General features: G+C 47.5%; 22 protein-coding genes and 1 pseudogene. 21 read left to right on the top strand and 2 right to left on the bottom strand.

The window, feature by feature from the left end:
- Positions 1–41 precede the first annotated feature (41 nt).
- The 5 genes from gatC to nrdD all read left to right on the top strand — a co-directional run bounded on the left by gatC (position 42) and on the right by nrdD (position 7,186).
- Positions 42–335 carry an Asp-tRNA(Asn)/Glu-tRNA(Gln) amidotransferase subunit GatC gene (gene gatC, locus AC6I2O_RS05675; protein WP_120390924.1) on the top strand — a complete coding sequence of 98 codons (294 nt, stop codon included), beginning with the start codon at positions 42–44 and terminating at the stop codon, positions 333–335.
- 28 nt (positions 336–363) lie between these two features.
- Positions 364–1,866 carry an Asp-tRNA(Asn)/Glu-tRNA(Gln) amidotransferase subunit GatA gene (gene gatA / locus AC6I2O_RS05670; protein ID WP_120390923.1) on the top strand — a complete coding sequence of 501 codons (1,503 nt, stop codon included), beginning with the start codon at positions 364–366 and terminating at the stop codon, positions 1,864–1,866.
- A gap of 1 nt (position 1,867) precedes the next feature.
- Positions 1,868–3,298, top strand: coding sequence for an Asp-tRNA(Asn)/Glu-tRNA(Gln) amidotransferase subunit GatB (gene gatB / locus AC6I2O_RS05665; protein WP_120390922.1), 1,431 nt, complete (start codon positions 1,868–1,870; stop codon positions 3,296–3,298).
- Positions 3,299–3,398: 100 nt separating this feature from the next.
- Positions 3,399–4,709 (top strand): hypothetical protein, encoded by a 1,311-nt coding sequence (locus AC6I2O_RS05660; protein WP_497742063.1) that lies wholly within the window; start codon positions 3,399–3,401, stop codon positions 4,707–4,709.
- A 344-nt stretch (positions 4,710–5,053) separates the two neighbouring features.
- Positions 5,054–7,186 (top strand): anaerobic ribonucleoside-triphosphate reductase, encoded by a 2,133-nt coding sequence (nrdD, locus tag AC6I2O_RS05655; protein WP_120390920.1) that lies wholly within the window; start codon positions 5,054–5,056, stop codon positions 7,184–7,186.
- On the opposite strand, the pseudogene AC6I2O_RS05650 reads toward nrdD, so the two are convergent.
- Positions 7,111–7,416: pseudogene (locus AC6I2O_RS05650) on the bottom strand (helix-turn-helix domain-containing protein); the annotation flags it as partial. The gene nrdD and the pseudogene AC6I2O_RS05650 overlap by 76 nt on opposite strands.
- A 167-nt stretch (positions 7,417–7,583) precedes the next feature.
- On the opposite strand from AC6I2O_RS05650, the gene AC6I2O_RS05645 reads away from it, so the two are divergent.
- The 11 genes from AC6I2O_RS05645 to AC6I2O_RS05595 all read left to right on the top strand — a co-directional run bounded on the left by AC6I2O_RS05645 (position 7,584) and on the right by AC6I2O_RS05595 (position 19,043).
- A complete protein-coding gene (locus AC6I2O_RS05645) occupies positions 7,584–8,411 on the top strand; it encodes an SH3 domain-containing protein (protein ID WP_120390919.1) in 828 nt (275 codons plus the stop codon).
- Between the two features lie 212 nt (positions 8,412–8,623).
- Entirely contained in the window at positions 8,624–9,004 is a 381-nt protein-coding gene (locus AC6I2O_RS05640; RefSeq protein WP_120390918.1) for a GntR family transcriptional regulator, read from the top strand.
- Positions 9,001–9,903, top strand: coding sequence for an ABC transporter ATP-binding protein (locus AC6I2O_RS05635; protein WP_120390917.1), 903 nt, complete (start codon positions 9,001–9,003; stop codon positions 9,901–9,903). Before AC6I2O_RS05640 ends, AC6I2O_RS05635 begins: the two co-directional genes overlap by 4 nt.
- Positions 9,878–11,683: a DUF6449 domain-containing protein gene (locus AC6I2O_RS05630; protein ID WP_120390916.1), complete on the top strand. Its 1,806-nt coding sequence runs from the start codon at positions 9,878–9,880 to the stop codon at positions 11,681–11,683. Before AC6I2O_RS05635 ends, AC6I2O_RS05630 begins: the two co-directional genes overlap by 26 nt.
- Before the next feature lie 176 nt (positions 11,684–11,859).
- Entirely contained in the window at positions 11,860–12,732 is an 873-nt protein-coding gene (locus AC6I2O_RS05625) for an amidohydrolase family protein (RefSeq protein ID WP_120390915.1), read from the top strand.
- Between the two features lie 78 nt (positions 12,733–12,810).
- Positions 12,811–14,229, top strand: coding sequence for a deoxyguanosinetriphosphate triphosphohydrolase (locus AC6I2O_RS05620; protein ID WP_120390914.1), 1,419 nt, complete (start codon positions 12,811–12,813; stop codon positions 14,227–14,229).
- 239 nt (positions 14,230–14,468) lie between these two features.
- Positions 14,469–15,998, top strand: a complete 1,530-nt coding sequence (locus AC6I2O_RS05615) for an SH3 domain-containing protein (RefSeq protein ID WP_120390913.1) — start codon at positions 14,469–14,471, stop codon at positions 15,996–15,998.
- Between the two features lie 82 nt (positions 15,999–16,080).
- Positions 16,081–16,722 (top strand): HAD family hydrolase, encoded by a 642-nt coding sequence (locus tag AC6I2O_RS05610; protein WP_120390912.1) that lies wholly within the window; start codon positions 16,081–16,083, stop codon positions 16,720–16,722.
- Between the two features lie 18 nt (positions 16,723–16,740).
- Positions 16,741–17,460 (top strand): lysophospholipid acyltransferase family protein, encoded by a 720-nt coding sequence (locus AC6I2O_RS05605; protein ID WP_497742062.1) that lies wholly within the window; start codon positions 16,741–16,743, stop codon positions 17,458–17,460.
- 119 nt (positions 17,461–17,579) lie between these two features.
- The gene (gene spoVAD, locus AC6I2O_RS05600; protein WP_120390910.1) at positions 17,580–18,596 is read left to right on the top strand and encodes a stage V sporulation protein AD; all 1,017 of its coding nucleotides are present in this window, start codon (positions 17,580–17,582) and stop codon (positions 18,594–18,596) included.
- A gap of 87 nt (positions 18,597–18,683) precedes the next feature.
- Positions 18,684–19,043 (top strand): SpoVA/SpoVAEb family sporulation membrane protein, encoded by a 360-nt coding sequence (locus AC6I2O_RS05595; RefSeq protein WP_120390909.1) that lies wholly within the window; start codon positions 18,684–18,686, stop codon positions 19,041–19,043.
- Positions 19,044–19,150: 107 nt separating this feature from the next.
- On the opposite strand, the gene AC6I2O_RS05590 is transcribed toward AC6I2O_RS05595, so the two are convergent.
- Complete coding sequence (locus AC6I2O_RS05590) at positions 19,151–20,707, bottom strand: ABC-F family ATP-binding cassette domain-containing protein (protein WP_497742061.1); 1,557 nt, start codon at positions 20,705–20,707, stop codon at positions 19,151–19,153.
- Positions 20,708–21,088: 381 nt separating this feature from the next.
- Between AC6I2O_RS05590 and AC6I2O_RS05585 the strand changes: the two genes are divergently transcribed.
- The 5 genes from AC6I2O_RS05585 to AC6I2O_RS05565 all read left to right on the top strand — a co-directional run bounded on the left by AC6I2O_RS05585 (position 21,089) and on the right by AC6I2O_RS05565 (position 26,175).
- Positions 21,089–22,396, top strand: coding sequence for an ABC transporter substrate-binding protein (locus AC6I2O_RS05585; RefSeq protein WP_120390907.1), 1,308 nt, complete (start codon positions 21,089–21,091; stop codon positions 22,394–22,396).
- A 70-nt stretch (positions 22,397–22,466) separates the two neighbouring features.
- Positions 22,467–23,375: a carbohydrate ABC transporter permease gene (locus tag AC6I2O_RS05580; protein ID WP_120390906.1), complete on the top strand. Its 909-nt coding sequence runs from the start codon at positions 22,467–22,469 to the stop codon at positions 23,373–23,375.
- A gap of 3 nt (positions 23,376–23,378) precedes the next feature.
- On the top strand, positions 23,379–24,209 hold the full coding sequence (locus AC6I2O_RS05575; RefSeq protein WP_120390905.1) for a carbohydrate ABC transporter permease: 831 nt from the start codon (positions 23,379–23,381) through the stop codon (positions 24,207–24,209).
- A gap of 25 nt (positions 24,210–24,234) precedes the next feature.
- Positions 24,235–25,104, top strand: a complete 870-nt coding sequence (locus AC6I2O_RS05570) for a class II fructose-bisphosphate aldolase (protein ID WP_120390904.1) — start codon at positions 24,235–24,237, stop codon at positions 25,102–25,104.
- Between the two features lie 24 nt (positions 25,105–25,128).
- On the top strand, positions 25,129–26,175 hold the full coding sequence (locus tag AC6I2O_RS05565; protein WP_120390903.1) for a 2-hydroxyacid dehydrogenase: 1,047 nt from the start codon (positions 25,129–25,131) through the stop codon (positions 26,173–26,175).
- Positions 26,176–26,177 lie beyond the last annotated feature (2 nt).

The raw sequence follows: 26,177 nt of genomic DNA, 5'->3' as shown, positions 1-26,177 counted from the left end.
GTAAAATGGATGTCAGGTTATGAGAGAAGAAGGAGTAGATTATGGCAAATAAAATCAGTGATGAAACGATTTCATACGTCGGAATTCTGGCAAAGCTGGAGCTTTCGGATATAGAAAAAGAACAGGCAAAAAGTGATATCGAAAAGATGCTCGATTATATTGACAAGCTGAATGAACTGGATACGGCGGACGTTGAACCGCTGTCCCATGTATTTCCGGTGAATAACGTGTTCCGTGAGGATCTTGTAACGAATGGCGAGGAAAGAGCCCGACTGCTGGAAAATGCGCCGGCAGTGAAAGAAGGTTCTTTTCAAGTACCCAAAACGGTAGAGTAACGGAAAATAAACGGGAAAGGAGACTGACATGGAGATTATGGAGCTGACTGCCCTGGAACTGGGCAGAGAGATAAAAAAGAAGAAAGTGTCGGTACGGGAAGCGGCACAGGCTTTTCTGACGCGTATTGCACAGATGGACAAAGTGCTGAACAGCTTTGTGACAGTAGAGGAGGAGCACGTATTGCAGCGCGCCGATGAGGTTCAGGCGGCTCTTGATCGCGGAGCGTGTCTTGGGCCGCTGGCAGGTGTTCCGGCTGCGGTGAAGGATAATATCTGTACAGAAGGGATAAAAACCACGTGCAGTTCAAAGATTTTATATAATTTCGTGCCGCCGTACAGCGCACAGGCTGTGTTGCAGATGCAAAAACAGGGGGCGGTAATTCTTGGAAAGACGAACATGGATGAGTTTGCGATGGGCAGTACGACTGAAACCTCAGCGTTCGGGCCCACAAGAAATCCGTGGAATACAGAGCACGTTCCTGGCGGTTCATCCGGCGGTTCCTGTGCCGCGGTGGCAGCGTGCGAGGCGCCGTATGCACTTGGTTCGGACACGGGAGGATCGATTCGCCAGCCAAGTTCTTTTTGCGGCGTGACTGGGCTGAAGCCAACGTATGGAACGGTGTCACGGTACGGACTGATTGCCTATGGGTCGTCTCTGGACCAGATCGGGCCGATTGCGAAAGATGTTTCGGACTGTGCGGCAATTCTTGAGATGCTTGCAGCACATGACCCGAAGGACAGTACCTCTGTGAAGCGGGCAGACTGTGATTTTACAGAAGCCCTGACCGACGATGTAAAAGGTATGCGCATTGGCATTCCAGCTGATTATTTCGGGGAAGGACTGGAAGAGGAAGTAAAGGAGGCGGTCCTGCGGGTAGCAGATGTACTCAGACAAAAGGGGGCAGTGGTGGAGGAATTTCCGCTCAGCCTTGTGGATTATGCAATTCCTGCCTATTATGTGATTGCGTCAGCAGAGGCCAGCTCGAACTTGGCACGTTTTGACGGAGTGAAATACGGATACCGGGCGTCTGCGTATGACGGACTGCACGGTATGTATAAAAAGAGCCGCTCTGAAGGATTTGGCGAGGAAGTAAAACGCCGTATCATGCTGGGGTCTTTCGTTTTAAGCTCCGGTTATTACGATGCGTACTATCTCAAAGCGCTGCGCACCAAAGCTCTGATTCGAAGGGCATTTGACGCGGCTTTTGAAAAATATGACGTGATTCTGGCGCCAGCCTCACCAGGGACGGCGCCGAGACTGGGGGCCTCTCTTGGCGACCCGCTGAAAATGTATCTTGGCGATATTTATACGATTTCTGCAAATCTGGCGGGGCTGCCGGGGATATCCGTTCCATGCAGTCTGGATAAAAACGGACTCCCGATCGGTGTCCAGATGCTCGGCAATTGTTTTATGGAGAAAAAAATCATCCGCGCAGCGTATACGTTTGAGCAGGCACGGGGGAGGTGGCAGGCGCCGCCGCATGTGCAGATCGTATCTGGGGCAGAAAAATTAGGAAAGGCGGTGGACTGATATGCACAGACAGTATGAAACGGTGATCGGCCTTGAGGTTCATGTAGAGCTGGCGACAAAGACAAAAATTTTCTGCGGGTGTTCAACTGCGTTCGGGGGAGCACCTAATACGCATACGTGTCCGGTTTGCATGGGAATGCCGGGGGCGCTTCCGGTTCTGAATCGGCAGGTGGTGGAGTATGCGATGGCAGTAGGACTTGCGACGAATTGTGCGATCAATCAGTATTGCCGTTTTGACCGGAAAAATTATTTTTATCCTGACAATCCGCAGAATTATCAGATTTCACAGCTGTATCTTCCAATCTGTCATGACGGAGGCATTGAGATTGAGACTGCGTCAGGTAAAAAGGTGATTGGCATTCATGAAATTCACATGGAGGAGGACGCCGGAAAGCTCGTACATGACGAGTGGGAGGATTGCTCTCTTGTGGATTACAACCGAAGCGGCGTGCCGCTGATTGAGATCGTATCTGAGCCGGATATGCGGGATGCCGCGGAGGTGCTTGCGTATCTGGAAAAGCTGCGGATGATTATCCGTTACCTGGGCGCTTCTGACTGTAAATTGCAGGAAGGATCAATGCGCGCTGACGTCAATCTTTCAGTCCGCGAAGTAGGAACGCAGGAGTTTGGCACAAGAACAGAGATGAAAAACCTGAACTCCTTCAAAGCCATCGCCCGCGCCATCGAAGGAGAACGGGCGCGTCAGATCGAGCTTCTGGAGGAAGGAAAAGAAGTGGTTCAGGAAACGCGCCGCTGGGATGACAATAAGGAATATTCTTATCCAATGCGCTCAAAAGAGGACGCGCATGATTACCGTTATTTTCCGGACCCTGATCTGGTGCCGATTGTAATCAGCGATGAGTGGCTGCAAGCTGTGCGCGCGCGTCAGCCGGAGCTTCGTGCGCAGAAACTGGAACGCTATCAGAGGGAATTTGATATTCCGGATTACGATGCTCAGATTCTCACGGAGTCAAAACGTATGGCAGATATATTTGAGGAGACGGCGGCCCTTTGTAAAAAGCCGAAAAAGGTCTCTAACTGGCTCATGGGGGAAGCATTGCGTCTTTTAAAGGAAGAAAACCGGGAAGCAGATACACTTACCATCGCACCGGCACATCTGGCAAAGCTGATTGAGCTTACAGAGAGCGGCATCATCAATCAGACGGCGGCGAAGGAAGTTTTTGCGGAGATTTTTCATCATCATACAGATCCGGAGCAGTATGTGAAGACACATGAACTGACAGCGATCTCGGATGAAAAGGCGCTTCGGGAGGTGGTACAAAGTGTTCTTTCAGAGAATCCGCAGTCAGTTGCAGATTTCAGAGGAGGAAAAGAAAAAGCACTTGGTTATCTGGTGGGTCAGACGATGAAGCAGATGAAAGGAAAGGCAGATCCGGGGATGGTAAATCGGCTTCTGCGTGAACTGTTGTAAAAGCAGGAAATGTGTCTGTTTTCTAAAAAGTTGTCTTGTGCATTTATTTGTCCTCTGCTATTATAGAAAAAAAGCTTTGCGATTGAGAGAGGGGAGCCAGATGCGGGGAAAAAGAGGAAAGCTTGCGATCATTTTTATGGCAGCCGCAGCAGTATTTGCAGGGGGCTGTTCCAGAAGTGTTCTGAATTACCAGATTGCGGAATGCATCGGGACACTTGATAAATATGAAAATAATGAGCCGGTGGAAACACCGAAAATGAAAGCAGAACGGGAGCGCCTGGAGTCAGAGGCGAGTTTGAACGAGCAGAAAGAGCAGATTTTTGCACAGGCGGCCTCTTTGGCGCTTTCCTATCGGTACGAAGAGGCGATTGCCCTGCTGCAAAACTCGGAAGAGATGCAGGATGACGAGCGTGCAGCAGAGGCAGTTGCCGATTACCAGAAGCAGATTGACGGCATGTATTCGTATGACGGGGATATTGTACACCTGTGTTTTACAAATCTGGTGACAGATCCGTCACGGGCATTTGACGGGGATGAATATGCGCCGGTATACCAGCAGAATATGATTACGTTGACGGAATTTACCAATATTCTGACAACGCTCTATGAGAGTGGTTATATTCTGGTCGATATTCAAAGTCTTGCCGAAGAGACGGAGGGAACCGGAGGGGACGTGACGATGAGCAAAAAGCTTCCGGTGATTCCGCAGGGGAAAAAGCCGTTTGTCCTGTCAATCGACAACTTGAATTATAGTTCCATCCGAAACGGGGACGGGGTAGCAACGCGCCTGGCTCTGGACAAAGAGGGAAACGTAGGGGCATTGTACACAGACGCAGAGGGACATGATCTGATCGGCGCATACGACGTGGTGCCTGTGGTAGAGCAGTTTATTGCAGAGCATCCGGATTTCTCTTACCAGGATGCAAGAGGGATTATTTCTGTCTCTGCTGTAGAAGGGGTGTTTGGATACCAGATCGAAGAAGGAAAAAGCATTGACTACGAGGGCAATGTACAGACCGTACGGCAGATTGCACAGAAACTGGCAGAGGATGGCTGGAGATTTGCCTGTGCAGGTTATGATTATGCGTATATGAACGCCATGTCGTATGAGGAGCTGCGGGATGATATTACAAAGTGGAAGAGTACGGCAGGTAGTGTGCTTGGAGAATGTGATATACTGTTTTACCCCTACGGGGCAGAAGTAGACTATACATCTGAGAAGGGCGCATATGTCATTCACCAGGGCTTTTGTTACCTGATCGGCCTGTGGCCGGAGGGAGATCATCTGGAAGTAAACAGCACATATTTGAGACAGACGAGAAGAACTGTGACCGGATATATGCTTGAAAACTACCCAGGCAATTTCAGTACCTTTTTCTCTGTAAACGGAATTTTGGACAGCGCCAGATGAGTTGGTTTTGTACAACAACATAGCCGGATTCTGTAACAGGTACTTTACAAACGCTAAAATATAAGGTATACTCGAGGGGCTATATATAGTTTTTAATGATATAAAATATAAAATAATATACTATATATAGTTTTGACAAATTGCAAAACTCTGTTGCAATTACAAAGTAGCTTGGCAGTCAGTTGCGAAACTCTTTTACAAAGTCAGCCCCCTGGAACAATAGAAAAATAAGGGGCGACTTGTTTTCCGGAACCCCGTTTTTTCTATTGTTCCAGGGGGCGTCCCTTTGCCAACCGTTTCGCAATTACCCAATCAAGTTTTGGAGAAAAAGGAGCAATTATACGATGTATGTCATTAAAAAGGATGGAACGCACGAGGAGTTTAATGTTCAGAAAATAATTGTGGCGGTGAATAAATCCGCAGCGCGTATTTTGTATAAGTTTACAGACCAGGAGTTGGATTTTTTATGTGATTTTGCGAAAGAGAAAGCAGAATCTCTGGGAAAACAGGGTATCACAATCCAGGAGATGCACAATATTGTAGAAGGTGCGTTGGAGGCAGTAAATCCGGCTGTTGCGAAGAGCTACCGTGATTACCGCAACTATAAACTGGACTTTATTCATATGATGGATGACGTCTATACCAAGAGTCAGTCGATCCGGTATATCGGTGACAAGAGCAATGCGAATACAGACAGCGCGCTAGTTGCGACAAAGAGGAGCCTTATTTTCAATGAGCTGAACAAGGAGCTTTACCGCAAATTTTTCATGACGCGCGATGAGCTGCAGGCCTGCAAGGACGGATATATTTATATTCATGATCAGTCAGCGCGTCTGGATACGATGAACTGCTGTCTGTTTGATGTGGGTTCTGTGTTGAAGGACGGCTTCGAGATGGGCAATGTCTGGTACAATGAACCGAAGACGCTCGATACAGCTTTCGATGTAATGGGCGATATTATTCTGAGTACGGCTGCGCAGCAGTACGGCGGCTTTACGGTACCAGAGGCAGATAAGATTCTAGCTCCCTATGCAAAGAAGAGTTTTCTCAAATATCAGAAAGAATTTAAGGAATATGCAGATCCTTCCTGGGAAGGTGTGGAGGAGCGGGCGCTGCGGTATGCGCAGGAAAAAGTGCGCCGTGACTGTGACCAGGGCTGGCAGGGCATTGAGTACAAGCTCAATACTGTCGGTTCTTCCCGCGGAGATTATCCTTTTGTGACCGTGACGCTCGGACTTGGCACGGATGAATTTGCGCGGATGATCTCAATTTCGCTGCTTGAAGTGCACAAAGGTGGGCAGGGCAAAAAGGGCAACAAAAAGCCGGTGCTTTTCCCGAAGATTGTATTTCTCTATGATGAGAACCTGCACTGCCCGGGCGGTGCGTGTGAGGATGTGTTTGAGGCAGGCATTGCGTGTTCTGCAAAGACCATGTATCCGGACTGGCTGTCACTGACTGGTGAAGGATATATTTCCAGCATGTATAAGAAATACGGCAAAGTCATCAGTCCGATGGGCTGTCGTGCCTTTTTAAGCCCGTGGTATGAGCGGGGCGGTATGAATCCGGCGGATGAAAAGGACGAGCCGGTATTTGTGGGACGGTTTAATGTAGGCGCCGTGAGCCTGCATCTTCCGATGATTTTGGCAAAGTCACGCGCAGAAAGCCGGGATTTTTACGAGGTGCTGGATGGATACCTGGAGATGATCCGCAGGCTGCATATCCGTACCTACGAATACCTTGGCGAGATGCGTGCTTCCACAAACCCGCTTGCTTACTGTGAAGGCGGTTTTTACGGCGGTCATTTGCAGCCGCATGATAAGATCAAACGTCTGTTAAAGCCCATGACCTCTTCGTTTGGTATTACCGCGCTCAATGAGCTGCAGGAGCTTTATAACGGAAAATCCATCGCAGAAGACGGTCAGTTTGCACTTGATGTTCTGAAGCATATTAATAATAAAGTAAATGAATTTAAGGAGCAGGATGGCTGGCTGTATGCAATTTACGGCACGCCGGCAGAGAGCCTTTGCGGGCTTCAGGTAGAACAGTTCCGCAAAAAATTCGGTATTATCGAGAACGTTTCAGACCGGCCGTATGTGAGCAACAGCTTCCATTGCCATGTGACAGAAGATCTCACTCCGATTGAAAAGCAGGATCTGGAGGGACGTTTCTGGGAGCTGTGCAACGGAGGAAAGATCCAGTACGTGCGCTACCCGATTGATTATAATATCGACGCAGTCAAGAGCCTGATCCGGCGTGCCATGAGCCTTGGATACTATGAGGGCGTCAATCTTTCCCTGGCATACTGTGATGATTGCGGCCATCAGGAACTGGAAATGGATACGTGTCCAAAGTGCGGTTCCCAGAATCTGACCAAGATTGACCGTATGAACGGGTATCTCTCCTACAGCCGTGTACATGGCGATACACGTCTGAACGCGGCCAAGATGGCAGAGATTGCAGAGCGCAAGTCTATGTAGCGGTTCAAAGATGTTCTGTATATGGCATAAGATCTTTTTATAAGGTAATTCTCATTTATGAAGTGTGATGTTTCCGGTAACCATCCCGGGGTGACACCTTCATACCGCTTGAAGGCGCGCAGTAAAGTTGCAGAGCTGGCATAGCCTGTCAGTTCTGCGATTTCCGTAATACTTAAAGGGGTGCTAGGAAGCAGCTCCTTTCTTTTTTGTATGCGTGTCAGATGAATGTAATCGAGAAAGCCACTGTTTGATTAAAAAGAAAAAGTTAACATAAATTTAAAACTTTTAAAAATTTTGTTATAACTATTGAAATTTCTGGATTTGCGTGTTATGATGTCTCCAAGAGTATATTTCGGGAGTAATTGTAAAAAATATAAGTAACTGGAGGGCAGATGATATGAAAAATAAAAGTAAAAAATGGTTATTGGCATTGTTGCTGAGCTGTTCCGTAGTGGTACTTGCGACAGGCTGCGATAAACTGAAAAAGGAACCGGAGACAGAGTCTGAGACCCAGACCGAAAAAGTGACGGAGCCGCCTACAGAAAAGGTGACAGAGCCTCCGACAGAGAAGGTGACGGAGCCGCCTACGGAGAAGGTGACGGAGACGGAACCTCAGACACAGCCCAAGGAGCTGACTGTCGAGGAGGAGAAAGCGCAGGAGACAGAGTTTGATACATTCCGTACCGGATATGCGTCAGATGACGTGAATGTCCGTACAGCACCGGGATCAGACGGAGATATCTTTGACAGCTTTGACCAGGGCGAGACGCTCCGGCTTGTCGGTGAGACGCCGAACTGGTATGTCGTTGATCTGGATGATTACGAGGAGAATGGTTACGTGTCCAAGCAGTTCGTTTCTGATACAGAAGTAGCTCCGAAGACAGAGGAGGAGCGCGAACAGCTCGCAAATGGAACGGCGCCGTCCTCTGCCAACGATGGAAATACGACTGCATCGGCAGACAACGGTACTTCTGTTCCGCCTTCTACAGCAGGTACTTCAGCAGTTGATACTGAGTACGGTGTAGAAGTTTATGCAGAGTCCTTCCCGATTCAGGCGACCGTGGGCGCCAATATGCGTCAGGCACCGACGCAAAACGGTGAAATCATAAATATGATTGCATCAGGAACGAATGTAACAGCCATTGGCTATACGGACCGCTGGTATAAGGTTGAATATGAAGGAACCGTTGGATACGTAAACAGAAACCTTTTCACAGCAGAATAAAACACAGGAAAATTTCGATCAGAAATTCAGAGGCAGCTGAAGCCGGAGACGGAGCAGCTGTCTTTGTTTTTTGTATTCAGAAAATATGTGCTGGATCTGTGTTATATTGGCAGGAAAAGAATTGACAAGCAAACAAGATTGTAGTATAAACTAAGTGTACTAAGACTCATAGTACACTTAGTAGTGTGTACGTATGTAAAATAGGAGGGCATATGATTGGAATTGATCTGCAAAACCGAAAGCCAATCTATGAACAGATCGTAGAATGTTTTGAGACTTTGATTGTCAGCGGTGTGCTGGAGCCAGATAGTCAGATGCCGTCTGTCCGTGCGCTTGCCATGGAGCTGTCTATCAATCCAAATACGATCCAGAAAGCATATGCTGCTCTGGAGCAGGAGGGATATATCTATCCTGTGAAGGGACGGGGGAACTTTGTGTCCGGAAATGAGGGACTGAAGCAGAAAAAACAGGATAGCGTGTTCGTATCTCTGAGAGAGCTGGTCGCAAAAGGGAAGGAACTGAAGATTCCGTGTAATGCGTTTGTAGAGCGGGCAACAATATTTTATCAGGAGGGAGAAGAGCAAAAAGTATGATAAAGATTGAAGATGTGACCAAAAAGTTTGACGGCTTGCTGGCTTTGGACTGCGTAAATGCTCAGATCCATGAAAACAGCATTTTTGGTCTGGTTGGCACAAACGGGGCCGGAAAGAGTACGCTTTTGCGTGTGGTTTCCGGAGTGCTGAAAGCAGATGAGGGGCAGGTCACGGTGGATGACAAGCCAGTATGGGAAAATCCGCAGGCAAAAGAGAAGATCTGTTTTATTCCGGATACCGCATGGTTTTTTCCGAATGCGACGGCAAATGTAATGAGAGATTATTATTGCATTGCATATCCGCAGTTTGATGTGAAACGTTTTGATGACTTGATTTCCAAGTTCGAACTAGATCCGAGGCGGAAGCTCTCTACCTTTTCGAAAGGAATGAAAAAGCAGGTGTCCGTGCTGCTTGGTATCTGTGCAAATACAGAGTATCTGTTTTGCGATGAGACGTTTGACGGTCTGGATCCGGTTATGCGGCAGACTGTGAAAAGTCTGTTTGCTTCAGAGCTGTTGAACCGTAAGTTTACACCTGTGATTGCATCTCACAGCCTGCGGGAAATTGAGGATATCTGTGACCACGTAGGACTTCTGCACAAAGGCGGAATCCTGTTTGCAAAGGACCTCGATGAGATGAAGCTTGGAATTCACAAGATTCAGTGTGTGATTCCGGATGAAGAGCTGGAAAGTGAGTTACTCGCGGAGCTTAAGGTATTGCAGCATGAAAAGAGAGGATCGTTGCTGACGATTGTAGTCCGGGGAGATTATAAAGAAATTCTTATGAAAATTCAGGAGAAGCAGCCACTCTTTTCCGAAATACTGCCGCTGACCTTGGAAGAAATTTTTATCAGTGAGACGGAGGTGGCTGGATATGACATCAAAAATCTCGTTTTCTAAATTGATTCGCAGTGAAATGCGCCAGCTGACGTGGCTTACAGCTATCTGGGGACTGGTGTTCGGGCTGCTGATTCCGTTTCGTGTGCTTATGGTGATGTCAGTGGCTTCCTCTAATGTAAGCCAGGGATCACCTTCTAATATCGTGGATATTTTTAATAAACAGGTAGGGCTTGGAAGGTTTGAAAATCTGTTATTTATCCTGGTTGCAGGAGGTGTATGTGCATTGTGTGCATTTTCTTATCTTCACTCTGCGGTGAAGCTGGATCTGTATCACAGCCTGGCACTTAAAAGAGAGAGTCTGTTTGCGATTCGTTATGTGAGCAGTGCCCTTACTTTTGGTATCGCATATCTGGTTTGCCAGGTGCTTGCGATTTTAATCGGTGTTTTTTATGGAGTTTTCTCCTGGCAGTTTCTGTTTGAGATGGCGGTGGCGTCTCTGGAGGGGATTCTGGTTTTTCTTTGCAGTTATTCCGGAGTACTGATCTCGATTATGCTGACAGGGAAAATGCTGACTACGATTTTTGCAGTTGGGGTCTTGGGCGGCTATGTTCCAATGATTTGGCTGTTGATCGTGGGATTGAACTCTGTTTTTCTGACAACGAAACTGGATAGCTACAGTGTAGTGGAAACAGAAATTTTAAAATGTTCTTCTCCGTGGGCGTTCAGTTTGTCTCAATTTTCAGAAGGAAGAGAGGGACTTACTGGGTATATACCGAGTCTGGGATGGATGTGTCAGCTTCTGGCGCTTGCCGCTGTACTGACCGTGATTTCGCTTATGTTGTACCGTATCAGAAAGACAGAGGCGGCAGGAAATGCACTGGCTTTTCAGAAGACGGAAGGGATAATCAAGCTGATGCTCTGTGTTCCGGTAGCTATATTTGCGGCTCTGATTGCGTATGAGCTGTTTGAGTCCGTAGTGTGGGAGGCGGTTTTCCTTCTTTTATTTGGGGGATTATCCTGCATAATCATAGAATTTATTTATCGCTGGGATATCCGCATGGTTTTACAGAAAAAAGGATATCTTGTAGCTACCTTTGTGATTGGCGCCATTTTGTTTTTTTCCATGCGTTTTGATCTGATGGGATATAACACATATTTACCGGCAAAAGAGGAGCTTGCAGCAATGTCTGTACGAGAGACGCGGCTGAATATCCACTATCCGAAAGTGACAGGAACATATCGCCCGAGCGGAGATTCCAGAAAGGATGCCCTGGATTATCTGGAAATGGATGACTTTGAAGGACTGTACCGGCTGGCGGAATCCGGCGTGTCCAACATACAAAATGGTATACATGATAAAAGCATATACATCAGCTTGAAATACCGCACGAAAAGCGGAAAAGAAGTGTATCGCATGTATCCGGTGGAGGAAAAGCTTTATCTGGATGTTATGGATGAATTGATCAAAGATCAGAAATTCCGGGAACGGTATTTTCCGATTCTCACCTGGAACGCGGAGGATATCAGAAGAACTGTGATGCAGGCAGGTTTGTATCTGACAGAAGAGGTAGATACAGACGACATCATAGAACGTGCGTTTTATGGAACGGACGAATATATCTATATTGATGTGCCGGCAGGTGATCAGGAGCGGGTGGTGCAGGCATATTGCAAAGATCTGAAGCAGGCATCCTGGCGAGATATCTGGGCGTCTGAGAATTATCTGCGTTTTACAACAGACCAGGTTTCCTGGCAGGCCGATTTGTATCCGCTGAACAGCACGTTTGAAAATACAATGAAGGTGCTGGGTGAGATTCAGAAGAAAACAGAAAAACAGTAATATTAAAATTATGAAAGCTCTCATCAGTGAGGCTGCCGCACAGTGCAAAGCTTGTGGCAGCCTCACTGTTTGCTTTTTTGAGATTTTCGTAATATAATCAAAAAAAATATGCTTTTTCAGTTTTGGAAAAGCCTGTTGCAACATGGGAAAATGATATTGGTACAGGAGGGATGATCGTGTTTGGAGAGTGCCATGCGCACCTTTTTATGGATGGGAAAAACTATCGTGCAGCCGTTGCTTTGCATCAAAATGGCGTACAGGAGGCGGATATCAGGGAAAAACTGAAGCAGTATCAGGCTGCTGGAATCCGGTTTGTAAGAGAAGGCGGAGATGTGCTGGGAGTTTCCCAAAAGGCTGCGCAGCTTGCACCGGAGTACGGTATTACATATGCATCACCGGTATTTGCCATTCATAAAAACGGTCATTATGGCAGAATTGTGGGCCGTGGGTATGATGATATGAGAGCGTATGCCAGGCTGGTGAGGCAGGCAGCGCTGGAGGGTGCGAACTTTATCAAAGTAATGTTTTCCGGAATCATGGATTTTGACAGGGAAGGGGAGCTGACAGAGGAGCCGCTTTGCCGGGAAGAAATTCGTGAGATGATTCATATCGCACATGAGGAAGGATTTGCAGTGATGGCACATGTGAACGGTGCCAGAGCTGTTCTTGACGCAGTGGAAGCAGGTGTGGATTCGGTAGAGCACGGGAACTTCATGGATGACGATTGCCTGCAGGCGCTGGCTCAAAGTCAGGCGGTGTGGGTGCCGACCTATGTGACGATCACGAACCTGATTGGCAGTGGAAGATTTGAAGATGCTTCGCTGGGGCGCTTGAAAGAGCAGCAGGGAGAAAATATCCGGCGCGGGTATGCGCTTGGCGCCCGGATTGCGCTTGGAAGTGACGCCGGTGCATATAGGGTTCTGCACGGTGGAGGATTGGGGGATGAATACCGGGAGTTTCAACGTCTGCTCGGAGCGGGCGGGGAGCTGGACAGAAGACTGCGGGAGGCTGAGGCTGAAATTCGTCGGAGATTTTCCGGGAGAGGTTAATTAGAAAATGGGATTTTGCGCTGAATTGGGAAATAGGTGTGGTTTGCGGGGCAGCGCATACATGGAGGGAACAAAAGAATGGATTGGAAAACACTGTTATGTCCGCAGCGCGCGCGGTCCACTGTGTCGCGCTCGTCAGGGGGACGGGATTTGCGGAGTGAATTTGAAAAAGACTATCACAGGATTATTGTCAGTGCCTCGTTTCGGCGTTTGCAGGATAAAACACAGGTGTTTCCGCTGGACCAAAGTGATTTTATCCGCACAAGGCTCACGCATTCGCTGGAGGTATCTTCGATTGCGAAATCTCTGGGACAGAATATTTGTCAGGATATTCTGCAAAATGGCCGTGATGACAGGTTTGACTGGCATATGAAGGAGGACGTCTGCAATATTTTGCAGTGTGCAGGCCTGGTTCACGATATCGGGAATCCTCCGTTTGGCCATTTCGGAGAGTCTGCAATCCGAGAGTGGTTTAAGTGGAATCTGCCGAAGCTTTCCTTTCAGGGGCAGCAGGTGACAAAACTTTTGTCGAAGCAGATGCTTGCAGATTTTTATAATTTTGAAGGAAATGCCCAGGCCCTGCGTCTGCTGTCTAAGCTGCATTTTCTGGTCGATGAAAATGGGATGAATCTGACGTATGCGCTGCTCAATACCATTGTAAAATATCCGGGGCCTTCGACCGCCATTCATCCGCACAGTGGTGACATTAAGGATAAAAAAATGGGATATTTTTTTGCAGAGCAGGAGCTTTATGAAAAAATTTCCTGCGCCTGCGGGACCACAGGTAAGCGCCATCCGCTGACATTTATACTGGAGGCGGCGGATGATATTGCGTATAAGACAGCTGATATTGAGGATGCATTTAAAAAAGGCTGCATATCCTATGCTGCGCTTTTGATGGAATTGGAAAAATATGAGCAGCAGGCTTCCGAAAAGGAGCTCAGCTTTTTTAATGCGGCGCAGATTCTGCGGGACAAGTATACAACTGCAGAGAAACGGCATATACAAGATAAAGAGGAGTTTGCTGTTCAGAATTTCCTTGTGCGCGTTCAGGGAGTTTTGATTGCGTGTGCAACGTATGGCTTTCTGAATCATTATCAGGCGATCATGGAGGGAACGTATCGCTATGATTTGTTCGAATTTACGCACGCGAAGGGACTTATGAAATGGCTGGGCGATGTGGCCTATCGGTACGCGTTTGTTTCGAGTCCGATTTTTAAGCTGGAGATTGCAGCAGATGCGGTTTTGAATTTTCATCTGAATCATTTTATTCCGGCTGCTCTGTACTATGATACGCAGGTGCCACAGCGGGATGTGGAGGAGAAGTTTATGTCTCTGATTTCTGAAAATTACAAGCAGGCGTATCACGCATGCGCTTGTGGAAAATCCGAAGCAGAGCGTCTGTATCTGCGTCTGATGCTGGTAACAGATTATGTTTGCGGGATGACAGACAGCTACGCAAAGCGTCTGTACCAGGAGCTTGGAGGTATCGCTTAAGGAAAAATTTGACGTATTACGAAAGTTTGACATTACTTTATCTAAAATGTGAATTATCATTGTGTGACTTGCAGGAATCGTAAATGCGTGGTATGATTGAAAATATGGTATTGATGCAATACCTGTTTTTTGTGTTTCTGTTCTGGAAGGGAGGGCAGGAACAAACGCAATATCTGCCAGACCGGATGGCGGGCAGCAGGTATTTGGTGTGGGAGCAAGTATGAAATGGAGGGTGTGACATGTTGAACAGAAGAGTGAGGATTGCGGCATTATCTCTGGCAGTGTCACTGGTGATAGGAGGCCTCTCTACAGGCTGTGGTATGGTCGGCCAGGAAGAAACGCCTGTGCAGACTGAGACGCAGAAGCAGTCGGAAAAGGTGACAGAGAAGGTACCAGAGCCAGCGACTGAAAAAGAGACCGAGAAAGAGACGGAGATGAAGACAAATGTCGCATACACATCACAGGATAAGACCATCCGTATTACACTGCCAGACAGTACCTGGAAAGTGACGCAGGATGTGGATGAGATGCGTGTGTTTTCTTCCGGAAATGCGGCAATGATCAATATCGTTCATGCAGCGGATGCATCGGCGATGAAAAAGCTGTCCGTAGCAACTTCAGAGAATGCGCTGAAGGAGAGTCTTACCAAACAGTATCCGGATGCAAATGCTTTTGAGGTCGTAGAGTTTGAAAAGCTCAGTTCTGCTACGCTTGATACGTACGAATATGTGGTCAAGTACAATGCAACGAGCATGTGGGCTTATTCCGTTACCTACGGTATTATGGGAAAGAATGAGGCATACGTGATTACGGGTACCGTGCTTGAGGCAAATAAAGTTCTGCTGGATGCGGTACAGAAATCAGTCGAAAGCTTCACCGTACTTCGGAACGGAACGTTCAGTGCATTGCCGGGAACAGTGGTAAACAAAAACAGTGAAAGCCAGACGCAGTCAGAAAGCGGCAACAGCGCGGACAACGAGTTGAAGACGCTGACAGAGTATGGCGCCGGTACGGATTTGTATGCATCTGAACTTGTGAATATCCGTCAGCAGCCGAGCACGGAAGCAAACAAAATCGGATCTCTGCAAAAGGGCGATAAGGTAACTGTAGTAGGTGAGACTTCCCAGTGGTTCAAGGTAAATATAAACGGCAATATCGGTTATATTAATAAAGCGTTTCTTGTTTATAATCCGCCGGCGGATCAATCGGAGACGACACAGACGGACAGTCAGGTTTCTGATTCGACCAAAATAACCGCAGAGTTGAACAGTTACGTGGATTATGGCGCCGGTTATACGTACTATACGACGACGGATGTAAATCTCCGTGTGCAGCCTGGTACGAGCAGTGGTGTTGTGAGTACTGTGAATGGCGGGACTGAGGTTAGTGTCATCGGTGAGACTGACAACTGGTTTGTAGTTTCTGTAAATGGTTCGACGGGGTATATTTCCAAGGCCTATATCAGCGCTTCAGATCCAGGCAGCAGCGGTGGAAATGGCAACGGAAATGGTGATGGTAACGGCGGAAATGGCAACGGAGGCGGTCAGACATCCGGTACGGGAACGATCAGCGGTACGGTAGTTGAAGCAGGGACCAACACAATTACGGTTCAGGGCGATGACGGGAATACATATACGATCAATTATACGGATGCTTCTCTGAATACGTCAAACGGACTGTACAGCGGACTTTATATTACGGCGACGGTGGATTATTCCGGCACATCGCCTACAGGAGATCTGTATGCGACATCGGTGTCCGGACACTGATCGGAATCTCAAATAAACAGCAGATGGGTCTCTCATCAAAGGATGGGAGGCCTTTTTGTATCATTGGTGTAAAGGAGAACGTATGATTAACGCAAAAACGGATGCACTGATCCTGGATGTGGATGGAACTTTGTGGGATTCGACTCCGATTGTGGCGCGTGCCTGGCAGGCGGCTGTTTCTGACAGCGGTCTTTCTGATTATGTGGTGACGCCGGATCGGCTGAAGGAATTGTTTGGAAAGACGATGCAGGTGATTGCAGAGGAGTTGTTTCCGGATCTTCCTGATCAACAGCGGACAGAGCTTATGGAGCGTTGCTGTGCATATGAGCATGAGGCGCTCAGACAAGATACTTGTGCCATTTGTTATCCCGGTGTTATTTCTTGTATTCAGGCGTTATCCGAGCGATTACCTGTCTGTATTGTGAGCAACTGTCAGTCAGGGTATATTGAGCTGTTTTTAGAAAAGACAGGGCTTGGGCCATACATTATGGATACGGAATGCTATGGAAATACGAAAAAGGAAAAGGGAGAAAACATCAGTCTGCTTGTACAGAGAAATCATTTTCTTGCGCCTGTTTATGTGGGAGATACGCAGGGAGACTGTGATGCGGCGAAAGCGGCCGGAGTTGTGTTTATCCATGCGTCTTACGGATATGGAAAAGTAGATTGTGCAGCAGAAGTGATCCCCAGTTTTTCCGGGCTTCTGAAATTATTTGAGTTGTAATGAAGGAGAAGAGTTCAGATGAAAAGGATTATATGGATGGTATTGATGAACCTGTGGTATGTGCCGTATGGGATTTTTCGGCTTTTGCGTGTTTCCGCGCATCCGGAGCAGTATACACTGGAAGAACGTTTTGCACTGATCAAGCAGATTGATAACCGGGCCGTGAAGGGCGGCAGGGTTGAGATTGATGGTCATGGGATGGAAAATCTGCCCGGGGAGGACGGATTTTTGCTCTGTCCGAATCATCAGGGGATGTTTGATGCACTGGCTATTTTGCAGCTGATGACAAGGCCGGTTTCGATTGTATCGAAAAAAGAGCTATCCGGGATTCCTTTTCTGAAACAGGTGTTTGCCTGCCTTGGAGCGTTGGAAATTGACCGTTCTGACGTACGGCAGGGAATGAAGGTGATTCTGGAAATGGCAGAGCAGCTCAAAAAGGGCCGGAATTTTATTATTTTTCCGGAGGGCACCCGCAGCAGAGAAGGAAATCATCTGTTGGAGTTTAAGGGAGGAAGTTTCAAGGCTGCGATGAAGGCAAAATGTCCGGTTGTTCCGGTTGCTCTGATTGACTCGTATAAAGCGTTTGATACTGGTTCGATTAAAAAACAGAAGGTACAGGTTCATTTCCTGGAACCGATTCCGTACGAGGCGTATCAGGACATGAAGACGACAGAGCTGGCAGCATGCGTAAAGGTGCGGATTGAGGCGAAGATCGCAGAAATTTGTCCGGAAAAATAAATCAAAAATGACAGACCACCGTAAGGCTGACCGTTTGCAGCGTCAGGTTGCGGTGGTTTTTGTATAAAAGAAGAAAAAGTGGGGATACTATTGCCAGAAAACGTAGCAGGAGGGAAATTATGGCAGTGGATCAAACAATCGGACAACAGAGTATTGAATTTCAAAATGCCCCGCATATCATCAGCAGTGCTTCGGTAGTAGGACCGAAAGAGGGGGAAGGTCCCTTAGGGGAATGGTTTGATCTGGTGGCGCCGGATGCACAGCTTGGCGAGGATACCTGGGAAAAGGCTGAGAGTACTCTGCAAAAGGAGGCTTTGCAGCTGGCAATCGGGAAGGCGCAGCTTATGACGCAGCAGGTGCGTTATCTGTTTGGCGGGGATTTGCTCGCACAGCTGATTGCCACTTCATTTGGAAATGGAGACGCACAGATTCCGCTGTTTGGGTTGTACGGCGCATGTTCGACCTGCGGGGAATCTCTGGCACTTGCCGCAATGACTGTCGCTGCAGGCTATGCGGATTATGCGGCTGCTCTGACGTCAAGCCATTTCGGGAGTGCAGAAAAGGAGTTCCGATTTCCCCAGGGGTATGGGAATCAGCGTCCCCTATCAGCTACCTGGACCGTTACCGGAAGCGGAGCCTTTGTACTTGCCCCCAAGGGCGGACATGTGAAGGTTGCAGGCGTGACACCCGGAAAGATTGTCGATATGGGCGTAAAGGACAACATGAATATGGGGGCGTGCATGGCGCCGGCGGCAAGTGATACGATCTATCAGAACTTTATGGATTTTAACCGTCAGCCAGGAGATTACGATAAAATCATAACAGGCGATCTGGGAACGGTAGGCCAGAGAATCGTAATTGATTTGCTGAAGGAAAGAGGATTTGATATCTCACAGCAGCATATGGACTGCGGAATTGAGGTTTATGACAGTGAGAAGCAGGATACACATGCAGGCGGAAGCGGCTGCGGCTGCGCGGCGGTTGTCCTGGCAGCTATGATTCTGCCCAAAATCCGAAAGGGAATTTGGAAACGGGTACTGTTTGTGCCGACTGGCGCACTGCTCTCAAAGGTCAGTTTCAATGAGGGGCAGACAATTCCGGGAATTGCACACGGCGTAGTGTTGGAGCACTGCTGAGCCGGTATCTTTGAGAGGGGCAGATGCAGAAATACGTGCCGGATTCTCCGGAAGTATCTGTAATTATAAGTTTGGAGGAAATGTAAGATGGATTATGTAAATGCATTCTGGGTCGGCGGTTTGATTTGTGCGCTGGTTCAGATCTTATTGGAAAAGACAACCTTGCTGCCGGGACGTGTGATGGTAATCCTTGTTTGCCTTGGTGCAGTGCTTGGCGCAGTCGGAGTTTATGAACCGTTCCTTGATTTTGCCGGTGCCGGTGCGTCCGTGCCGCTTCTTGGATTTGGAAATACTCTGTGGAAAGGCGTAAAGGAGGCAGTAGATGATAACGGTCTTCTGGGGCTTTTCCAGGGAGGCTTTAAAGCCGGAGCAATCGGAATCAGCGCTGCTTTGATTTTTTCATATCTTGCAAGCTGGATTTTCAGTCCGAAGATGAAAGACGAATAAAGAGGAAAAGCAGAAATTTCAGATGCCCGTCAGGTGAAAGAACCTGGCGGGCATTTTTTGTGCCGGAAGTCGGCAATAAACATTGTTTTGATGTTACAACACAGCAATTACACAGCGCGGGTGGTCCATTTTGAGGCATCCCAGACATCCGTGGCAAGTCCATCATAGAATTCGGGTTCATGACAGACCATCAGAATACTTCCTTTGTATTCCAGCAGTGCACGTTTCAGTTCTGCCTTGGCGTCGACATCAAGATGGTTAGTCGGCTCGTCAAGGATTAAAAGGTTCGAAGGCCGGTTGATCAGTTTGCACAGACGTACCTTCGCCTGCTCTCCTCCGGAAAGCACCTTGACACGGCTTTCAATGTGCTGCGTTGTCAGGCCGCATTTTGCAAGGGCCGAGCGTACCTGATACTGTGTGTAGGAAGGAAATTCCTGCCAGATTTCTTCGATACAGGTGGTCGCGATGTCCTTTGGCATTTCCTGTTCGAAGTAGCCGATTTCCAGGTAATCGCCCTGTTCAACAAGGCCCGAGAGCGGGGCGGTCAGACCTAGGAGGCTTTTTAACAGCGTGGTTTTTCCGATGCCGTTGGAGCCGGTAAGTACGATTTTCTGGCCGCGCTCCATTTGCAGATTTAAAGGAGCGGAGAGTGGTTCGTCATATCCGATGACGAGATCGCGCGTCTGGAAAAGATACCGGCCAGGCGTGCGCGCTTCCAGAAAATGAAATTCCGGCTTTGGTCTTTCAGCTGCAAGTTCGATGATATCCATTTTGTCGAGCTTTTTCTGACGGGCCATTGCCATGTTTCGCGTGGCGACGCGGGCCTTGTTGCGCGCAACAAAATCCTTCAGGTCCGCAATTTCCTTTTGCTGGCGGTTGTGCGCGGCCTCCAGCTGCGCCTGTTTCATGGCATATACTTCCTGGAACTTGTTATAATCCCCAACGTAGCGGTTGAGTTCCTGATGATCCATATGGTAGATCAGATTGATGACACTGTTCAGGAACGGGATATCATGGGAAATCAGGATAAAAGCATTTTCGTAATCATTCAGATAACGTTTCAGCCATTCGATGTGTTCCTGGTCAAGATAGTTCGTAGGCTCGTCCAGAAGGAGGATGTCCGGTTTTTCCAGAAGCAGTTTTCCGAGCAGTGTTTTTGTGCGCTGTCCGCCGGAGAGCTCGGAGACATCACGGTCCAGTCCGATTTCAGACAATCCGAGTGCGCGGCCTACTTCTTCTACTTTGGCGTCAATCATATAAAAGTCATGCACGGTCAGAAGATCCTGAAGTGTGCCGGCTTCTTCCATCAGATTTTGTAAGGTATCCGGGTCTGCTTCCCCCATTTTTTCGTAGAGTGCGTTTAAGTTCTGTTCCATTTCGAGCAGGAAATCAAACGCGGAGGTGAGAACCTGGCGGATTGTCATGCCTTTTTCGAGCACAGTATGCTGATCCAGATAGCCGACGCGGATATGTTTGGCCCATTCAATCTTTCCTTCATCCGGCATCAGTTTACCGGTGATGATATTCATGAATGTAGATTTGCCTTCGCCGTTTGCTCCGATCAGGCCAATGTGTTCGCCTTTGAGCAGGCGGAAGGAAACATTATGAAAAATGGCTCTGTCGCCAAAGCCGTGAGAAAGGTTTTCAACATTTAAAATACTCATTATGAATTCTCCGTGGTAAAAAGTTGTACTGCGCGGGCGGCTGATCTGTACGCTGCGCATAAATACAGGAAACAGCAAGAGTATACCTGAAACAGGGGGGATTTGCAAGAGGGTTGTTATTCGACGGCGGCCTCACAGGGGGTGGTTCTGGCCTGTGCTTCAATTGCAGCGCTGACTGGTGAATGACAGAGGCATATAAATGCTGGAGGTATGTTGAAATAGCATAAAAATAGATGTAGAAAATTGTTGATTGTGTAGAATATAGACATAGTTGTATTGTAATGTATTGACATATAGATAACAATACATTACAATACAACTATAATTAATATCGATATTAATCAGAGATAATCAATCATTCATAATGTATAGGAGGTTTATATGAGAAGAACAACGAAAAAGGCTCTTGCAGGTTTGCTGCTTGGTTCTATGGCTGTGGGAACTGTAATTCCGGCGTATGCCAGTGAGGAAAAACCGTATGATGGAGAAACCATTCGTGTGATTATGCAGGCTCACACAACTACAGACAGTATTCAGGAGCTTCTGCCGCAGTTTGAGGAGATGACGGGTATTGACGTAGAGCTTGAGGTTATGCCGCAGGAAGAAATGTTTGATAAGACGCAGATTGCTCTGGCAGCAGGATCTTCCGATTATGACGTGATCATGTTTGACCTGATGTATACGGCGCAGTTTGCAGATGCCGGATGGATTGAGGAACTTGGACCGTATGTGGAGAAAACGGGATATGATATTGATGATTTTATGCCGGGTTATCTGAACAGCCTTTCTTATCAGGGAAAACTTTATGGAATGCCGATCTACGGAGAGAGTTCCATGTTGATGTATAATACGGAAATGTTCGAGCAGGCAGGCATTGAGGGCGCTCCGAAGACGAAGGAAGAGTTCGATGAGGCAGTGGCAAAACTGGATGCGGCTGGTATTCCGGCTATCGTATACAGAGGTGCAAAAGGACATGGAATGAACGTAATGCCGTGGACAGGTATGTTCCTGGAAATGGGCGGAGACTGGTTTGATGCGGACGGAAATCTGGCAGTAAATTCAGAGGCAGCAGTAAAGGCAGCGGAATATTATGCAGATCTTCTGAAGAACCACAGTGTAAGCGGCGTGGAAAGCTTTAACTGGGACCAGTGTCAGCTGGCAATACAGCAGGGCAAGGTTGCAATGTGTATTGATGCGACAAACTTCGCTTCCAGACTGGAGAATCCGGAGAAATCTACTATCGTTGGAAAGGTTGGATATAGCGTCATTCCGGACGGCATGGCGATTGGCTGGACCGTGGCAAGCGGTTTTGCGATTCCGACAGAGGCACAGCACAAAGATGCGGGCTGGGAGTTTATCCAGTGGGCACTGAACAAGGACAGTCAGCTTGCTTCCTGTCTGAATGGCGACCGTTGTGATCCGACAAGAATCAGTGTTATGAATTCAGACGAGTTTAATGAGAAATACAACTACGCAGACGGTCAGTGGGTTGCAACGACAATCGAAGCGCTGTCTACCTGTCCGGCAGACTATCGTCCGAGAATCGTTGAATGGCTGGAGCTTGGAGACGGTATTGCAACTGCACTCAGCAACGTAATGCAGGGTGACGATGCGCAGGCAGAATTTGATAAGGTACAGGAGAACTTCAAGGATCTGAAATATCCGGATTACGAAATGTTCAATAAATAATACCGGGAAAGCAAAGGCTCCGTAATGAAAATTTGCGGGGCCTTTGCTTCAGAAGGAAAGGCGAGAGGAAATGGATCGAAAGAAAAAATTCATAAAATTTGTTACTCTGGAAAGCCCTGATTCATGGAAACTTTTGTATTATCCGGGAAGAATCATACTTTTGCTGATTACCATTATTCCTACGGTGTACGCGCTTTACCTGAGCCTGCATTATTACAATCTGGGAAAGTTAAGAGACAAGAAATTTATTTTTCTTCAGAATTACATAGAACTGTTCCAGGATGAGCGATTCTGGAATTCCCTGAAAGTAACACTGTGTTTTGCACTGATCAGCCTGGCGGCAGAGCTTATTTTGGGAATGCTGATTGCCCTGGGTCTTTCAAAAAAAATAAAATTAAAAGGGGTAGCGCAGACTGCTATTTTACTTCCGATGATTATTACCCCGGTTGTAGTGGCACTCTTTTGGAAGATGTTTTATGATCCTCAGTTCGGGAATCTGTCTTATTTCTTATCACTGCTGAATCTTCCGGTGCCGGATATGCTTTCGTACCGGAACACAGCGCTTCCGGCTATGATTATTGTGGATATATGGGAATGGACGCCTTATGTTGCGCTGATTCTTTTGTCTGGATTGCAGGCACTTCCACAGGAGCCGTATGAGGCGGCGCGAGTAGACGGAGCAAGCCGGTGGCAGACCTTCCGTTATATCACCTTCCCACTTATGCGCTCCGCAGTGAATATTGCCGTGATTTTCCGATTTATGGATTTGTTTAAATGGATGGATACGGTATATGTAATGACAGGGGGAGGCCCCGGAGTTTCTACCGAAACACTGAGCTATTATGCGTACATGAATAATTTTAAATTCCTGGATGTGGGCTATGCATCCGCACTGTGTATCGTGATGCTGCTGATTGTTATGGTAATCTGCAATACATTCGGCAAAAAAATACTTTTGCGGGAACCGGAAGGAGAATAGACCATGGGAAAAAAACGAAAAGAACAGGTATTGTCTGTTGTTACGAATGTATTTATTTGGGTTTGTGCAGTCATTTGTGCGTATCCGATCTATTGGCTGGTAACGACGGCTTTTAAGACGAGGGTCGATGCTTTTGCAGTCCCTCCAAAGTGGATATTTACGCCGACTCTGGAAAATATTAAGCTGATTTTGGGCGCAGAGTCATTTATGAGGAGTTATCTGAACAGTGCGCTGATTTCTTTTTCAACAGTGTTTTTAGCGCTGTTTTTGGGAATACCGATGGCCTATGCGTTGGCAAGATTTCCAATACCCAAGAAAAAGGGAATCATGATGTGGCTTTTATCTACAAAGATGGCTCCGCCGATTTTGGTGGCGATCCCATATTATATGATTTATAAAAATCTGCATTTGCAGGATACTCATTTTGGATTAATCATTGTATATCTGATGTTCAACCTTGCCTTTACGGTTTGGATGACAAAAGGATTTGTCGAAGGCGTACCGATTGAACTTGAGGAGGCTGCACGGATTGACGGGGCGACAAGGCTAAAAGCATTTTTTAAGGTGGATGTTCCGGTCATGAAGGGCGGCATTGCTGCAACAGGAATTCTTTGCTTTATTACAGTATGGAATGAGTTTTTGATGGCGCTTATTTTGAGCGGATACCGGACCAAGACAGCGCCCATTTCGATTACCGGATTTATTTCATTTGAAGGAATCCGGTGGGGCGAGATTGCGGCGGCAGGTATGATGGTTGCGCTTCCTGTTATTATTATGGGAGTCCTGGTCAGAGATCACCTGGTCAGCGGACTTACGATGGGAGCGGTCAAATGACAGCAAGTGACAGAGGAGGAGAGAAATGTTAGTTACTTTAAAACAAATTCTTGCAATTGCGGAGGAAAGAAAGATTGCGGTTGGGGCGTTTAATGTTCCGAATCTCGAGAGTATTCAGGCAGAAATTGCAGCAGCCGAGGAGCTTAATCTTCCGGTTATTATTCAGTTTGCACAGGGACATGAAACGCATATCCGCCTGGAAGAGATCGGACCAGTTATGGTGACTTATGCAAAAAATGCCCGCGTTCCTGTATGTGTGCATCTGGACCATGGCGAGGATCTTGCATTTTTACAGAAAGCGCTGGATCTTGGTTTTACTGGCGTGATGTATGACGGCTCTACGCTTCCGTATGAAGAGAATGTGGCAAACACGAAAAAAGCGGTTGAAATGGCAAGAAAAGCAGGCGCTTACGTTGAGGCAGAGCTTGGAAGTATGGGACGCCGTGAGGACGGAAGCGGAGAAGGAACCGGTGTGAATGATGAGACAAAAATCTATACTGACCCGGTTCTGGCAAAGAAATTTATGGAAGAAACGGGAATTGACGCGCTGGCCTGTTCCTTTGGGACAACACATGGTCTTTATCTTACAGAGCCGAAGCTTGATTTCTCTGTTGTCGAAAAGGTGCGCGAAGCGTGTGACGACCTTCCGGTAGTGATGCATGGAGGTTCCGGTGTGAGCGTCAGCGATTTTCATAAAGCAGTCAGAGCAGGCGTGCGCAAGATCAATTACTTTACGTATATGGACAAAGCTGCGGGAAATGCAATGGTAGCATATTTAAACAGCCTGGAAAAAGGACAGGTTCCGTTTTATTCAGATGCTGCGCTTAAAGCGATCGAGGCGATGAAAGAAAATGTGAAGCGTGCGATGACGACGTTTGCGCTGCTTGATGCATAATCGGATGAGGCAGGGAGGAATAATATGAAGAAAATGGTAGTGATCATCGACTATGTGGCCGGTGAGAAAATGAGACAGTTTCAGGAATTTGAAAAATATGGATTTCAGATCGAGTATGTATACGATCATCCGGAAATCCAGAACCACGATGCGTTCAGTAATATGTTTCTGCAATTTGAAAAGCATGGCCCGGACAGTCTGCCGGTAAATGAAGACATGGTAAAAGCCATGGAGGATGCTGATATCGTTGTATCGCATTTGAGCGCAGTCAGCTCAAAGGCCCTGAGACAGGCAAAAAATCTGGATGCCGTTTGTATTATGAGAAGCGGCGTGGAAAATGTGGATCTGAAAACCGCAGATGAATGCGGTGTGAAAATTGTAAATATTCCGGGACGTCTGGCTGTGCCTGTTTCAGAATTTACAATCGGCATGATGATTGCAGAGATGAAAAACATCGCACGTTCCCACAACCGGATACGCAATCACAATTTTGAAGTGGATTTTGTGAATAATTCGTATTCCTGGAACCTTGCCGGAAAAGCAGTTGGCCTGATCGGTTGTGGCCTGGTGGGAAGCAGGGTTGCAAAAATACTGAAGGCATTTGATGCAGAGGTGTTGGTGTTTGATCCGTACCTTGGGGCGGAAAAAATCCGGGAGATGGGCTGCGAGCCGGTAGAACTGGATGAACTGTGTGAACGCTCCGACGTGATATCCGTGCATTACCGTCTGACGGACGAGACAAAGGGAATGATCGGAGCAGAGCAGTTTGCAAAAATGAAACCAACGTGCTGCTTGATCAATACGGCGCGTGCCGGGCTGGTGGAGGAACAGGCGTTGATTGATGCGCTGACGCAGAGGAAGATCGGCGGCGCGGCGCTCGATGTATTTCATCAGGAACCACTCCCGGAAGGCCATCCGTTCTATACCTTGGAGAATGTAACGCTGACGGCACATCTGGCAGGCACCAGCGCGGATATTTTTGACGTATCGTATCGTATGATGCGGGATACGATAACGTCTTATCTTGAAAGCGGAACCTGGAGTCACGTAGTAAATATGCGGCAGGGATAAGT

It is taken from the genome of Blautia sp. St.27G3 (genome assembly GCF_059728505.1).
This window is presented reverse-complemented; position numbering and strand designations above follow the sequence as displayed.

Excerpts from the sequence above, each read along its gene's own strand:
- gatA (WP_120390923.1), top strand. The coding sequence starts at position 364 with ATGGAGATTATGGAGCTGACTGCCCTGGAACTGGGCAGAGAGATAAAA.
- AC6I2O_RS05585 (WP_120390907.1), top strand. The coding sequence starts at position 21,089 with ATGAGAAGAACAACGAAAAAGGCTCTTGCAGGTTTGCTGCTTGGTTCT.
- AC6I2O_RS05615 (WP_120390913.1), top strand. The coding sequence starts at position 14,469 with ATGTTGAACAGAAGAGTGAGGATTGCGGCATTATCTCTGGCAGTGTCA.
- spoVAD (WP_120390910.1), top strand. The coding sequence starts at position 17,580 with ATGGCAGTGGATCAAACAATCGGACAACAGAGTATTGAATTTCAAAAT.
- gatC (WP_120390924.1), top strand. The coding sequence starts at position 42 with ATGGCAAATAAAATCAGTGATGAAACGATTTCATACGTCGGAATTCTG.
- AC6I2O_RS05595 (WP_120390909.1), top strand. The coding sequence starts at position 18,684 with ATGGATTATGTAAATGCATTCTGGGTCGGCGGTTTGATTTGTGCGCTG.
- AC6I2O_RS05640 (WP_120390918.1), top strand. The coding sequence starts at position 8,624 with ATGATTGGAATTGATCTGCAAAACCGAAAGCCAATCTATGAACAGATC.
- AC6I2O_RS05635 (WP_120390917.1), top strand. The coding sequence starts at position 9,001 with ATGATAAAGATTGAAGATGTGACCAAAAAGTTTGACGGCTTGCTGGCT.
- AC6I2O_RS05580 (WP_120390906.1), top strand. The coding sequence starts at position 22,467 with ATGGATCGAAAGAAAAAATTCATAAAATTTGTTACTCTGGAAAGCCCT.
- AC6I2O_RS05605 (WP_497742062.1), top strand. The coding sequence starts at position 16,741 with ATGAAAAGGATTATATGGATGGTATTGATGAACCTGTGGTATGTGCCG.
- AC6I2O_RS05565 (WP_120390903.1), top strand. The coding sequence starts at position 25,129 with ATGAAGAAAATGGTAGTGATCATCGACTATGTGGCCGGTGAGAAAATG.
- AC6I2O_RS05645 (WP_120390919.1), top strand. The coding sequence starts at position 7,584 with ATGAAAAATAAAAGTAAAAAATGGTTATTGGCATTGTTGCTGAGCTGT.
- AC6I2O_RS05575 (WP_120390905.1), top strand. The coding sequence starts at position 23,379 with ATGGGAAAAAAACGAAAAGAACAGGTATTGTCTGTTGTTACGAATGTA.
- nrdD (WP_120390920.1), top strand. The coding sequence starts at position 5,054 with ATGTATGTCATTAAAAAGGATGGAACGCACGAGGAGTTTAATGTTCAG.
- AC6I2O_RS05620 (WP_120390914.1), top strand. The coding sequence starts at position 12,811 with ATGGATTGGAAAACACTGTTATGTCCGCAGCGCGCGCGGTCCACTGTG.
- AC6I2O_RS05660 (WP_497742063.1), top strand. The coding sequence starts at position 3,399 with ATGCGGGGAAAAAGAGGAAAGCTTGCGATCATTTTTATGGCAGCCGCA.
- AC6I2O_RS05570 (WP_120390904.1), top strand. The coding sequence starts at position 24,235 with ATGTTAGTTACTTTAAAACAAATTCTTGCAATTGCGGAGGAAAGAAAG.
- gatB (WP_120390922.1), top strand. The coding sequence starts at position 1,868 with ATGCACAGACAGTATGAAACGGTGATCGGCCTTGAGGTTCATGTAGAG.
- AC6I2O_RS05590 (WP_497742061.1), bottom strand. The coding sequence starts at position 20,707 with ATGAGTATTTTAAATGTTGAAAACCTTTCTCACGGCTTTGGCGACAGA.
- AC6I2O_RS05610 (WP_120390912.1), top strand. The coding sequence starts at position 16,081 with ATGATTAACGCAAAAACGGATGCACTGATCCTGGATGTGGATGGAACT.
- AC6I2O_RS05630 (WP_120390916.1), top strand. The coding sequence starts at position 9,878 with ATGACATCAAAAATCTCGTTTTCTAAATTGATTCGCAGTGAAATGCGC.